General features: G+C 65.5%; 1 protein-coding gene. It reads left to right on the plus strand.

Annotation, left to right across the window (positions count from 1 at the left end; translation table 11 throughout):
• Nucleotides 1-15163: MBG domain-containing protein (locus tag DM995_RS18335; RefSeq protein WP_116970625.1), on the plus strand; the 15163-nt coding region annotated here is incomplete at both ends.

A 15163-nucleotide genomic window follows, 5' to 3' on the forward strand; every position in this document is an offset into this window, starting at 1 on the left:
AGCGCGCCGCGGCTCGACCTGTTCTCGGCGCAATTCTATGCCCAGGGCGGCATTCGTGGCGGCCGGGTGCGGCTGGGCGGCGAATTCCAGGGCGGCAAGAATCTGACCGCCGACGAACTGCCCAATGCGCTCAGGCTGGTGGCGACCGATGCGGTGACGATCGACGTCTCGGCGATCGGCATGCGCGGCAATGCGGGCGAGATCGTCATCTGGTCAGACGAGAAGACGACGTTCCTGGGCAATGCCATCGCGCGCGGCGGTCTGGTCGGCGGGGTCGGCGGGCAGATCGAGATTTCGGGCAAGGAAACGCTGCTCTATCGCGGCACGGTCGAGACCGCACGCGACGGCCAGCGCGGCGGCACGCTGCTGCTCGACCCGAAGAACATCATCATCGCCGACGGCGCCAGCGCGCCCAGCCAGTATTCCCTGGTGCTCCAGGCCTTTGCCAGCAATTTCCCGGCCCAGGTCGTGCCCCCGCCGGGGATCGAGGCGGGCGACGGTTTCGGCACCTCGGTTTCGCTCGATGGCAACCGGCTCGCGGTCGGCGCGCGGTCGGACGGCGGCGCGACCAATAGCCTGACCGATGTCGGCGCGGTCTATCTGTTCTCCTTCGCGGATAGCGCCTTCTCGACGCCACTATTGAGCGCCGTCATCGGTTCCGGATATAGCGGCGGCAACAACATCTCGGTCGGTGCACTGGAGGCTGGCGACTTTTTCGGCCATGCCGTCTCGCTCTCCGGATTGCGTCTGGCGGTGGCGGCGCGCAACGATGATGGCGTCGGCAATGCGGCGACCGATGCCGGGGCGGTCTATCTCTTCACCTTTGCAAATCCCGGCTTTGGCGGCGGCCAGTTGGCGGGCGTGCTGGGATCGGGCTATTCGGGGCCTGCCAGTCTGGACGTCCCCAATCTCGCTGCGGGCGACCTGTTCGGGACATCCCTGTCGCTAAATGGCGACCGGCTCGCGGTCGGGGCCTTGTTCGATGATGGGGCAACCGATAGCACCAACGATGCAGGCGCGGTGTATCTGTTCAGCTTCACCAACGCGCAATTTGCAACGCCTGCGCTCGAAGCGATCATCGGTCAGGGCTATTCCGGCGGCAAGAATGTCAATCTTGCGCTCGATGTCGACGATTATTTCGGCAGCGCGGTCGCGCTCGATGGCAACCGGCTCGCCATCGGAGCCGTCTTCGACGACGGCGAGGGCAATGTCGGTTTCAGCCATGGCGCGGTCTATCTGTTCAGCTTCGCCGATGCGGCCTTCAACAGCGCCAATCTGGAAGCCACCATCGGTTTCCAGTATTCCGGCCCCAAGGATATCGCGATTAGCGGGCTCAGCCCGTCCGACCATTTCGGCAACGCGCTTTCGCTTCAGGGCAGTCGCCTGGCGGTCCTCGCGCCGCTGGACGACGGCCGCCAGGATACGTTCACCGATACCGGTGCCGTCTATCTGTTCACCTTTGCCGACGATGTCTTTTCCGGCGGGCAACTTGTCGGCCGGATCGGCGCGGATTATGCGGAGCTGGGTGGCAACAACCTGTCGATCAGCGGTCTGCAGAACGGCGATACGCTGACCAGCCTGTCGCTGTCGTCCAACCGCCTGGTCATCAGCGTCGGCAATGACGACGGACGCCGGGACCAGGCGACCGATTCCGGTGCGGTGTACCTGTTCACCTTCGGCGACGAACAATTCGGTGACGGGCGGCAGGTCGGCATTCTCGGCGCCGACTATACATCGCTTTTCGGCCTGTCGCTGCTCGGCAATGGCCTGGAAGAACAGGACAATTTCGGCTCGGCGGTCGCGCTCGACGGTAACCGGCTCGCCGTGGGCGCGCGGTTCGACGATGGCGCGACCAATAGCAAGACGGATTCGGGCGCGGTCTATCTGTTCACGTTCGGCGATGCGCAGTTCAGCGCGCCGGTGCTCCAGTCAATTATCGGCTCGGGCTATAGCGGGGGCAAGAATATCTCGGTCGGCCGGCTGGAAGCGGACGACCTGTTCGGCAGTGCGGTCTCGCTCGACAGCCTGCGACTGGCGATCGGCGCGCCGGGGGATGACGGCATCGCGAACACGCAGGGCGATGCGGGCGCGGTCTATCTCTTCACCTTTGACGACGAAACGTTTCTGGGTGGTCGTCTCGCGCGGGTGCTCGATTTCGAGAGCCTTTCCGGTGGAACGATCAATTCGGCGGGGTCGCTGTTCGGCAGCGCCGTCTCGCTCGACGGCACCATTCTCGCCGTGGGGGCGCCGGGCGATGCCGGCGCGAGCGGATCCGATTTCGATGCGGGCGCGGTCCATATCTTCGACACCGCGGATTCGGGCTTTGGGTCCACCCCGGAATTGCTGACGACGCTCGGGCTCGGCTACAGCGCGGGCCTCGACATCAGCGTGGCGGGGCTCGAGGCGGGGGATCGGTTCGGCACCTCGGTCTCGCTCGACGGCCTGCGCCTGGCGGTGGGCGCGCCGAACGACGATGGCGGGCTGACCCCGGTCACCAATGCCGGGGCGGTCTATGTCTACAGCTTCTCCACCAGCAACTATGGCGGCGGGACGCTCGACGCGCGGCTCGGCGCTTTCTATTCCGGCCTCAACGATTTCGATACCGGCTCGGGCCCGCTCCAGTTCTTCGGCCAGTCGGTCGCGCTGCAGCAGCTGCAGCTCGTGGTCGGGGCAGTGGGCAATAGCGGCCGCAACGGCACGCAGAACAATGCCGGCGCGGTCTATCTGTTCACCGCCGCACCCGGCTTCACCGATCTCGCCCAGGTCGGGATCATCGGAGCCGACTATCTCGGCGCCCCGGGGGATTTCGACCTCAAGCTCGCCAAGGGCGAGCAGTTCGGCGCGGCGGTCGCGTTCGACAATGGCCGGCTGGTCGTCGGCGCGTCGAACAATCCGGGCCGCAATGGCAGCGCGCCGGGATCGGGCGCGGCCTATCTGTTCACCTTTGCGGATACCGGCTTCGGCAATGCGCGGCTGATCGACAAGCTGGGCGCGGGCTATACCGGCTTCAGCAACCTGTCGCTGTCGCAGGGGTTCGGCAACCCGTTGCTGGCGCAGATCGAACCCGGCGACCAGTTCGGCTTCGCCGTGTCGCTCGATGGCAACCGGCTCGCGGTAGGAGCTCCGGCCGATAACGGTGCCTTCAATAGCGGTGGCGTGACCGGTGCGGTCTATCTGTTCAGCTTTGCCGATCTGGCTTTCGGCGCGCCGGTGCTCGAGGCGATCATCGGGTTCAATTATTCCGGCGGCAAGAACCTGTCGCTTCCGGTCAACGGGTCCGAGCAGTTCGGGACCTCGGTTTCGCTCGATGGCCTGCAGCTAGCGGTCGGCGCTCCGGGCAATACCGGCGCGTCGGGATCGGGCGGGTTCACGGGCGCGGTCTATCTCTTCACCTTCGCCGATTCGCTGTTCTCGGGCGCAACGCTCCGGTCGACCATCGGCGTGGGCTATACCGGCCCCAGCGACATCGACCTTTCCGTTCTCGCCTCGGATGACGGTTTCGGCCGCTCGGTGGCGCTCAGCGGGACGCGGCTGGCGGTGGGTGCTCCGGGCGATGACGGCGCGGGCGACGCCGTTTCGAACGCGGGCGCCGTCTATCTCTTCACCTTTACCGACAGTCAGTTCAATGGCGGCCTGTTCGAAGGCACGATCGGCGCGGGCTATTCGCTCGGTCCGAAGGACCTCGACATCAACCGGCCCGATACGCAGCTTGAAGCGGGCGACGTCTTCGGGACCAGCGTGGCATTCGACGGTCTCAGGCTGTTCGTCGGCGCTCCGGGCGACCAGGGGCTCGGCAACAATCTGGTCGATGCAGGGGCCGCCTACGGAATCTCGTTCTTCAACAGTTTCTTCAATTCGCCCAGCCTGTCGCTCATCATCGGATCGGGCTATGCCGATACCAACGACACCGATGTTTCGTTCATCGAGAGCTCGGACATGTTCGGCTCGTCGGTATCCGCAGCGGCGGGCTTGCTGGCGATCGGCGCACTCGGCGATGACGGTGCCAACAATTCGGTGCCGAATTCGGGCAAGGCCTATCTGTTCTCGCAGTCGGGCGGCACCTACAACCCGATCGGTGCCATCGGCAGAGGCTATGGCGGCGATGCGGACGTCGCGCTTGGCCAGCTGCAGACCGGCGATCGGTTCGGCATGGCGCTGTCGCTCAACCAGAACCGGCTGCTCGTCGGCGCATCGGGCGACGAGGGCGCCACGAACAAGGCATCCGCGCTGGGCGCGGTCTATCTGTTCTCGTTCACCGGGGGCGAATTTGCCAATCTGTCGCTCGCGGGCATCATGGGCCGGGGCTATGGCGCGCCGCAGAACGTATCCGTGTCGCAGGTGTCGCCGGGCGACCGGTTCGGCAGCGCGGTCTCGCTGACGGGGGACCTGCTCGCGATCGGCGCGCCGGGGGACCGGTCTGCCGCGGGCACCGGGGCGGATGTCGGCGCGGTCTATCTGTTCACCTTTGCCGGCGCCAATTTCTCCACGCCGACGCTCAAGGGCATATTGGGCAAGGGCTATACCGGCGGCGGGAATTTCGATGTTGCCGCGCTCGAAGATGGGGACAGGTTCGGCGAAAGCGTCTCGCTCGGCGGGTTCAACCCCGATCTGCTGGCGGTCGGTGCACCCGGCGATGACGGCGATTCCAATGCCACGACCGATGCCGGTGCGGTCTATCTGTTCCGGTTCGATTCAGGCCTGAACAATCCGGTGCTCGAGGCGACGATCGGCAGCGGCTATACCGGGGGCAAGAACCGGTCGATCACGGCGCTGGGCGTGGACGACGGCTTCGGCAGCGCGGTGTCGCTTCGCTTCGACCAGCTGGTGGTCGGAGCGCCGGGCGACGATGGCGCATCGGACACGGTCACCGATGCCGGGGCGGTCTATGCGCTGACATTCTCCAACACCATCGACTTTTCCGGCCAGACCCCGGTGTTCAACTATTTCGAGGACGGCACCCTGATCGGCACCCTTGGCGCCGGCTATTCAGGCACGAATGATCTTTCCATCGCGGGCATCGAGGCTGGCGACCTGTTCGGCAGTTCGCTCTCGCTCGATGGACTCAGCCTGGCGGTCGGTGCCCTGGGCGATGACGGAGCCGGCAATGCGCTTCTGGACGTCGGCGGGGTCTATCTGCTGGCGTTCGACAATTTCACCTTCTCATCGCCCTCGCTGCGGGGGACGATCGGCAGCGGCTATACCGGCGGCCCCAGCGACTTTTCGGTCATTGCGCTCGATGGCGGGAATGCCTTCGGAGCCGCCGTCGCCCTGCTCAACGACAGGCTGGTTGTCGGCGCCCCGGGGGACAGCGCCTTTTCGGGCGGCGGCATCGATCGGGGCGCCGCCTTCCTGTTTTCCTTTGGCAGTTCGAACCTGGAAAGCCCCGCGCTCGATGCGGTCATCGGATCGGGCTATATCGGCTCGACGGACCTGCCGATCGTCGGCCTGCAGGATCTGGCCAGGTTCGGATCGTCGGTCACGCTGGAAGCGACGCGGTTGATCGTGGGCGCGTCGGGCGACACCGGCAACGGCCGGGGCGATCTCACCGGCGCGCTGTACCTTTTCAGCTTCGATGGCCAGTTCACCTCGAACCTGGCCTTGTCGGGCGTGCTCGGCGGGGCCTATGCCAACGGCCCGACATCTTCGCTCACCGCGCAGGGCATCAACCGGACTCCGGTCGAGAATATCGGCAACGCCATCTCGCTCGATGGCCAGCTGCTCGCCATCGGGTCGCCCTTCGATGGCGGCCGTTCGGGCCTGCTGCCGGCTTCCGGCGCGGTCTATCTGATCAGCTTCTCGAACGCGCCGGGTCTGGACCTGACGGCGCCGGTGCTCGAAGGCGTGATCGGTCCGGGCTATACCGGCGGCAAGAACCTGTCGCTGGCCATTCTCGAGCAAGGCGACAATTTCGGCGCTTCGGTCTCGCTGACGGGGTCGTTCCTTGCCGTGGGGGCTCCGGGAGATGACGGCGCGCAGAACGATGTCGCCGATGGCGGCGCCGTCTATACCTTCGCCTTCCAGGCCAGTCCGTTCGAAAACATCTCGTTCTTCAGCACGGTCGGCAATGGCTATGCCGGCGTCAACGATCTGGACATCGCGCTCGAGGCCGGGGACAGGTTCGGCTCTGCCGTCGCGATATCGCTCTCCAACCTGCTGGTGGGAGCACCGTTCGACGATGGCCTGGGCAACGCCGTGGGAGACTCGGGCGCGGTCTATCTGTTGCTGCACAGCCCGTTTGTCGGCGCAGGCGGCGTTATCGGTACCATCGGGTCGGGCTATACCGGCCTCAACAGCCTTGATCTGACCGCGCTCGATCCCGGCGACAATTTCGGTGCGTCGCTGTCCGTGGACACCATGGCCCGGCAGCTCGCTGTCGGTGCTCCGCGCGACGAGGGGGCGGGCAATATCGGCGGCAGCCTGAGCGCGATCGGTGCGGTCTATACCTTCACCTTTGCTGACAGCCAGGCGGGCGGCGTTGCGCAGGCCGGGATCATCGGGCGCGGCTATACCGGGACGAATGACGGCGATCCGGGCTCGCTCGATAATGGTGACCTGTTCGGCAGCGCAGTCTCACTGAACGCCGGACGGCTCGCGATCGGCGCGCCGGGGGATCAGGGCGCGGGCAACATCTTCCAGTTCGGCGCGGGCGCGGTCTATCTCTATGGCTTCGCCAATGCGCAGTTGGCCAGCCCGCTCCAGCGGTCGATCATCGGCAACGGCTATGTCGGCACGCTCAACGGGGCACAGCTGGTCTCGGTGCCGGTGGAGCAGGACGATGCCTTCGGCGCTGCGGTCTCGCTCTCCGGCAACAGCCTGGCGGTCGGCGCGCCGGGCGACGATGGCCCCGCCAACAGCCAGCCGGGCAGCGGCGCCGTGCAGTTCTTCCAGTTCAGCGACGCCGCGTTCACCAGCGGGCGACTGGTCGGCGCCATCGGCGCGGACTATCGCGCCTCGGTGGGGCTGGACCTGGCCGTAGCCCTGACGCCGACCTTCGTGCAGCTCGACGGCAGCGACCATTTCGGCGGCGCGGTTTCGCTCGATGGGGTGCGACTCGCCATCGGCGCCCGGGGCGATGACGGCTCGATCAACGGCCTGACCGATGCCGGCGCGGTCTATCTGTTCACCTTCTCCGACTTCCTGTTTGGCGGCGCCACGCTGCAGTCGGTGATCGGCCACGGCTATGTCGGCGGCAAGAACCTGTTCCTCACCCAGCTTGGGGCGGAGGACTTTTTCGGCACGTCCGTCTCGCTCGACGGCAACCGGCTTGCGGTCGGCGCCCCGCGCGACGACGGCGCAACCGACAGCGTGGTGGATGCAGGGGCCGTCTATCTGTTCAGTTTTGCCGACGCCCAGTTTGGCGGCGTCGCTCTGGAGGCAATTGCAGGGTCGGGCTATACGGGCGGCAAGAACGTCAACCTGACCGATCTGCAGACGGCCGACGATTTCGGCATCTCGGTCTCGCTCGACGGCAACCGCCTGGCGGTGGGGGCGGTCGGCGATGATGCGGCGGGCAATCCCCCCGCATTGAACCGCGAGACCGGTGCGGTCTATCTGCTGAGCTTTGCGGGAAGCCAGTTCGAGGCGGGTGCGCTCGAGGCGGTCTTCGGCCTCGGCTTCGATGGCGGAAAGGATTTCGATGTCGCGCTCGACGATGGCGACATGTTCGGCATCTCGGTGTCGCTGGACGGCACGCGGCTGGCGGTGGGCGCAGCGGGCGACGATGGCGTTTCCAACGGTCTGACCGAGGCGGGCGCCGTCTATCTCTTCACCTTCACCGATCTGGCTTTTTCAGGCGGGGTCCAGCGCGGTATCGTCGGCGCCAGCTATGCCGGTCCGGGCGATGTCAACAATGTCTCGACCCCGTTCGGAATGGGGTCGGGCAGCCTGTTCGGCTCTTCGGTGGCGCTCGATGGCAACCAGCTCGCGATCGGCGGCCCGGAGATTGTCAGCACGCTGTCCAGTCCCAGTGCTTCGGGCGCGGTCTATCTTCTGACCTTTGCCGACAGCAGCTTTGGTGGCGGCACGATTGTCGAGGTCCTCGCCAAGGGGGCCGTCAATTTCGGGACCAACCCGGACTTCGATGTGGAGCTGGATGCCTTCGACCGGTTCGGCAGCGCCGTATCGCTCGACAGCGGCCGGCTGGTGGTCGGCGCGCTTGGCGACGACGGCTTCGGCAATCCCGGCACCGTCGATGATTCCGGCGCGGTCTATCTGTTCACCTTCTCCGATCTCGATTTCAGCGGCGCGCAGCTGCGCGGCAATATCGGTTCGGGCTATACGCGCGGGGTCGGCACGCCTGTCGCGGGGCTGGGGCTCGACGACCGGTTCGGGTCCGCGCTGTCGCTCGATGGCAACCGACTGGCGATCGGTGCGCCCGGCGATGACGGCGGCAGCATCAATATTCAGGATGCAGGTGCAGTCTATCTCTTCACCTTTGCCGATGCCGACTTTGCCAGCCCCGTCCTGCAGGGCATCGTCGGGCGCGGCTATAGCGGCGGGAAGAACGTTGGGGTCCCGCAAATCCGCGAGGGCTCGGGCTTTGGCAGCGCGGTCTCGCTGGACGGAACGCGGCTTGTCGTCGGTGCGCCCGGCGATGCCGGCGTCACCGCGGCGATTGCCAATGCCGGTGCCGTCTATCTGCTGACCTTTGCCGATACCGACTTCAACGGGGGCGGGCTGCAAGGGCAGATCGGCATAGGCTATGGCGGTGGCAACAACCTGTCGCTGGGCTTCGATGTCGGCGACCGGTTCGGCAGTGCCGTCAGCCTGCTCGGCAATCAGCTGGTGGTGGGTGCGCCCGGAGACGACGGCCAAGGCAATAGCGCAACCGACTCCGGTGCCGTCTATCTCATCACCTTTACCGATCCGGCGCTTCTCGGTGCGGCGCTGGTCGGCCAGATCGGAAGCGGCTATTCGGGCAGCAACGATCTCGACCTGACGATCCTGGACAGTGGCGACGGCTTCGGTGCATCGCTCTCGCTCGACGGATTGCGGCTGGCGGTGGGCGCGACGGGCGATGATGGCGCGGTCAACGGCAGCGCCAGCGCGGGCGCGGTGCATCTGTTCACCTTCACCGATTCCGCCTTTGCGACCCCGACACTCGCGCGCACGCTGGGCGTCGGCTATTCCGGGGCCAATGCCGTCACCGGGCTGGAAACGGGCGATCTTTTCGGGTCGGCAGTGGCGCTGCGCGGCACGGTTCTGGCGGTCGGTGCGCCGGGCGACCGCGGTGCGGGCAATGAACAGGCAGGCGTCGGCGCGGCCTATGTGTTCGCGGTTCCCGGGGCGACCTTTGGCGACGACCCGTCGCTGACGTCGCGGATCGGCCGCGGCTATAACGATCCTTTCGACATCAACTTCGGCGAAACCGGGGTCGCCGACCTGTTCGCGAGCGCGCTGACGCTGGATGGCGGACGGCTGGTGGTGGGCGTGCCGGGCGACGACGGGCCGGAAGACCAGGTCGGCAATGCCGGATCGGTCTATTTCTTCGCGCTGGGCTCCGGCGGGCTTCCGGGCCTCGGCTTTGGCGACAATCCGGGCGCCGACGTTACCATCAACGCCAGCGCGCTCGCCGCGATCCTTTCGGGCGGTACCGGCGTCACGCTTCAGGCGAACAACGATATCACCGTCAACTCGGCGATCCTCGTCAACAACCCCTCAGGCGATGGCGGTGCGCTCACCTTGCAGGCGGGCAGGTCGATCCTGATCAATGCCGGGATCACCACCGACGGCGGCAATTTCACGGCCCATGCCAACGATCCGTCCGCCGTGATCGCGAACCGCGATACCGGCTTTGCCGATATCACCTTCGGCTCTGGCGGCTTCGTCGATGCGGGGGCCGGGACGGTCGATATCCGGATATTCACCGGTGTGAACCCGGTCACCTACCCGCGCGGTACGATCACGCTGGGCAATATCACCGGCAGCCTGATCTCGGTGGCCAACGGCATCAGCGGCACGGCCGATGACGGCGCGGTCGTCGTGTCCAGCGGTGCGGTGCTGGCGGCGAGCGGCGCGGGCGACGCCATCACCATTTCGGGCAGCGTGTTCACCAACAATGCCGGCAGCGGTGCGTTCAACCTCACCGGCGGCGGGCGTTTCCGCGTGTTCTCCAACGATTACGATGCGATCACCCGCGGCGGCCTGATCGGCAACAATCTCTACAACCGCACGATTGCCGACTCGATCACCCAACCGGGCAACCTGTTCATCTTCTCGCGCCAGCCGATCCTGACCTTCACCGCCGATGATGCCACGCGCACCTATGGCCAGGGATCGCCGGGCTATACCTTCCAGGTCAGCGGTCTGGTCAATGGCGACAGCGAATCCTATGCCTATAGCGGGCTGCCCAACCTGTTCGATACCGCCTCGGGCAATGCGGGCGTCGATTCGATCCTGATCGAGGCCGGGTCGCTGTTTTCCGATGTCGGCTATGGTTTCGACTTTGTCGGCGGCACATTGAGCACGCTCAAGGCGCTGCTGACGATCACGGCCGATAATGCCAGCCGCGAATACGGGCTCGACAACCCGCAGTTCACGGCAAGCTATTCGGGCTTCGTCAACGGCGATGACGAGGCCGCGGTCAGCGGGCTCGACTTCTCGACCTCGGCCAGCAATGCGTCGGACGTCGGCACTTACAGCATCACGCCGTTCGGGGCCTCGGCCGCGAACTACGACTTCAGCTATGTCCCCGGCACGCTGACGATCACCAAGGCGCTGCTGACGGTGACCGCCGACAATGCCTCGCGCGAATATGGCCTGGCGAACCCGACCTTCACGGGCAGCATCAGCGGCTTCCGCAATGGCGATACCGACAGCGTGATCTCGGGCCTGACATACGGCACGGTCGCGACGACCGCGAGCAATGTCGGCACCTATTCCATCACCGGTTCGGGTGCGAGCGCGACCAACTACGATTTCAGCTATGTGCCGGGTACGCTCACCATCACCAAGGCCTTGCTCACCGTCACGGCGGACAACGCAAGCCGCGAATACGGCCTCGCCAATCCCACCTTTACGGGCACGATCAGCGGTCTTCGAGCAGGCGACACCGCGAGCGTGGTCAGCGGCCTCACCTATGGCACCGTGGCGACCACGGCGAGCAATGTCGGAACCTATGCGATCACCGCATCGGGCGGCACGGCCACCAATTATGATTTCAGCTACGTTCCCGGCACGCTGACGATCACCAGGGCGTTGCTCACCGTGACCGCCGACAACGCGAGCCGCGAGTACGGTCTGGCGAACCCGACCTTTACGGGCAGCATCAGCGGCTTCCGCAATGGCGATACCGCAAGCGTCATCTCCGGCCTGACCTATGGCACGGTCGCGACCATCGCCTCCAATGCCGGCACCTATGCGATCACCGGCTCGGGCGCGAGCGCGACCAACTATGATTTCAGCTATGTCCCCGGCACGCTGACGATCACCAAGGCACTGCTGACGGTCACGGCGGACGATGCAAGCCGCGAATACGGTCTGGCAAATCCGACCTTCACGGGCAGCATCAGCGGCTTCCGCAACGGGGATACCGCGAGCGTCATCAGCGGACTGGCATACGGCACGGTCGCAACGACCGCGAGCAATGTCGGCACCTATTCCATCACCGGTTCGGGCGCGACCGCGACGAACTACGACTTTGCCTATGTGCCGGGCACGCTCACCATCACCAAGGCGCTGCTCACCGTGACCGCCGATAATGCGAGCCGCGAATATGGCCTCGCCAACCCGGCCTTCACGGGCAGCATCAGCGGCTTCCGCAATGGCGACACGGCGAGCGTCATCAGCGGGCTTGCGTATGGCAGCAGCGCAGTGCTGAACTCGGCCGTGGGTACCTACGCGATCACCGGTTCGGGCGCGACGGCGACCAATTACGACTTCAGCTACGTTCCCGGCACGCTCACGATCACCAAGGCGCTGCTGACGGTCACCGCCGACAATGTCTCGCGCGAATACGGTCTCGCCAATCCGACCTTGACGGGTACGATCAGCGGCCTTCGCGCGGGCGACACCGCAAGCGTCGTCAGCGGCCTGACCTACGCCACCGTGGCCACCACCGGATCGGCGGTGGGCAGCTATGCGATTACCGCCTCGGGCGGCACCGCGACCAACTATGATTTCAGTTACGTTCCCGGCACGCTGACGGTCACGAGGGCCTTGCTCACCGTCACGGCGGACAATGCGAGCCGCGAGTACGGCCTCGCCAATCCCGGCTTTACGGGCACCGTGACGGGCTTCCGCAACGGCGACAGCGCCACGGTCGTCTCGGGGCTAACCTATGGAACGGTCGCGACCACCGGCTCCAACGCTGGAACCTATGCCATCACGGGTTCAGGCGCGAGCGCTACGAACTACGACTTTACCTATGTGCCGGGTACGCTGACGATCACCAAGGCGCTGCTCACCGTGACCGCTGACAGTGCGAGCCGCGAATACGGTCTGGCAAATCCGACCTTCACGGGCGGCATCACCGGCTTCCGCAACGGCGACACGGCGAGCGTCGTCTCCGGCCTCACCTATGGCACCAGCGCGGTGCTGAACTCGGCCGTGGGTACTTCCGCGATCACCGGTTCGGGTGCGACGGCGACCAATTACGACTTCAGCTACGTTCCCGGCACGTTGACGATCACCAAGGCGCTGCTGACGGTCACCGCCGACAATGTCTCGCGCGAATACGGTCTCGCCAATCCGACCTTGACGGGTACGATCAGCGGTCTTCGTGCGGGCGATACGGCAAGCGTCGTCAGCGGCCTGACCTACGCCACCGTGGCCAATACCGGATCGGCGGTGGGCAGCTATGCTATCACCGCATCGGGCGGCACCGCGACCAATTATGATTTCGCCTATGCGCCTGGCACGCTGACGATCACGAGGGCCTTGCTCACCGTCACGGCGAACGATGCGACGCGCGAATACGGCCTCGCTAATCCGACTTTCACCGGAAGCATTGCCGGCTTCCGGAACGGCGACAACGCGACAGTCGTCTCGGGGCTGACCTATGGTACGGTCGCAACGATCGCGAGCAACGCTGGCACCTATGCGATCACGGGTGCGGGCGCGAGCGCTACGAACTACGATTTTGCCTATGTCCCCGGCACGCTGACGATCACCAAGGCCTTGCTCACCGTCACGGCAGACAACGCGAGCCGCGAGTACGGTCTGGCAAATCCGACCTTCACGGGCAGCATCACCGGCTTTCGCAACGGAGACACGGCGAGTGTGATCAGCGGGCTTGCGTATGGCAGCAGCGCGGTGCTGAACTCGGCCGTCGGTACTTACGCCATCACCGGCTCGGGCGCGAGCGCGACGAATTACGACTTCAGTTACATTCCCGGCACGCTGACCATCACCCGCGCCCTGCTGACGGTGACCGCCGACAATGCGAGCCGCGAATATGGCCTGGCCAACCCGGTGTTCACGGGCACGATCAGCGGCCTGCGCGCAGGCGACACGGCCAGCGTGGTTTCTGGCCTGACCTACGGTACCGTCGCCAATACCGGATCGGCAGTGGGCAGCTATTCGATCACCGCATCGGGCGGCACGGCCACCAACTATGATTTCGCCTATGCGCCGGGAACGCTGACGATCACAAGGGCCTTGCTCACCGTTACGGCCGACAATGCGAGCCGGGAGTACGGCCTGGCAAACCCGACTTTCACGGGCAGCATCAGCGGCTTCCGCAACGGCGACACCGCCGCGGTCGTCTCGGGGCTGACCTATGGCACGGTCGCGACGATCGGTTCCAACGTTGGCACCTATGCCATCACGGGTTCAGGCGCGAGCGCGACGAACTACGACTTTGCCTATGTGCCGGGTACGCTCACCATCACCAAGGCGCTGCTCACCGTGACGGCGGACAACGCAAGCCGCGAATACGGTCTGGCAAATCCGACCTTCACGGGCAGCATCACCGGCTTTCGCAACGGGGATACCGCGAGCGTCATCAGCGGGCTTGCGTATGGCAGCAGCGCAGTGCTGAACTCGGCCGTGGGTACCTACGCGATCACCGGTTCGGGTGCGACGGCGACCAATTACGACTTCAGCTATGTGCCAGGCACGCTGACGATCACCAAGGCGCTGCTGACGGTCACCGCCGACAATGGCTCGCGCGAATACGGTCTCGCCAATCCGACCTTGACCGGCACGATCAGCGGTCTTCGCGCGGGCGATACGGCAAGCGTCGTCAACGGCCTGACCTACGGCACCGTAGCCACCACCGGATCGGCAGTGGGCAGTTACGCGATCACCGCATCGGGCGGCGCCGCGACCAACTATGATTTCAGTTACGTTCCCGGCACGCTGACGATCACCAAGGCGCTGCTGACGGTGACCGCCGACAACGCCTCGCGCGAATATGGTCTCGCCAACCCGACTTTCATGGGCAGCATCAGCGGCTTCCGCAATGGTGATACCGACAGCGTGATCTCTGGCCTGACCTATGGCACGGTCGCAACGACGGCGAGCAATGTCGGCACCTATGCCATCACCGGTTCGGGCGCGACTGCGACGAACTACGATTTCAGCTATGTGCTGGGTACGCTGACGATCACCACGGCGCTGCTCACCGTGACCGCCGACAATGCGAGCCGCGAATATGGCCTGGCAAACCCGACCTTCACGGGCAGCATCACCGGCTTTCGCAACGGGGATACCGCGAGCGTCATCAGCGGGCTTGCATACGGCACAGTCGCGACCACGGCGAGCAACGTCGGCACCTATGCGATTACCGGATCGGGCGGCACGGCGACCAATTACGACTTCAGTTACGTCCCCGGCACGCTCACGATCACCAGAGCGCTGCTGACGATCACCGCGAACGACGCGACGCGCGAATATGGCCTGGCGAACCCGGTGCTCACGGGCACCATCGCCGGCTTGCGCAACGGTGACACCGCGAGCGTCATCAGCGGCCTGGTCTATGGCACCAGCGCAGGCACGGGATCGAATCTCGGCAGCTATGCGATCACCGCCTCGGGTGGATCGGCGGCCAATTACGACTTCGCCTATGTCCCCGGTACGCTGACCATCACCAAGGCGCTGCTGACGGTCACGGCGGGCAACGCGGCGCGCGAATATGGCCTCGCAAACCCGGCGCTGACCAGCACGATCAGTGGCTTGCGCAACGGCGATACCGCCAGCGTCGTCAGCGGGCTGGTGCTCGCCA

The organism is Blastomonas sp. UPD001 (genome assembly GCF_003426715.1).
GTDB lineage: Bacteria > Pseudomonadota > Alphaproteobacteria > Sphingomonadales > Sphingomonadaceae > Blastomonas.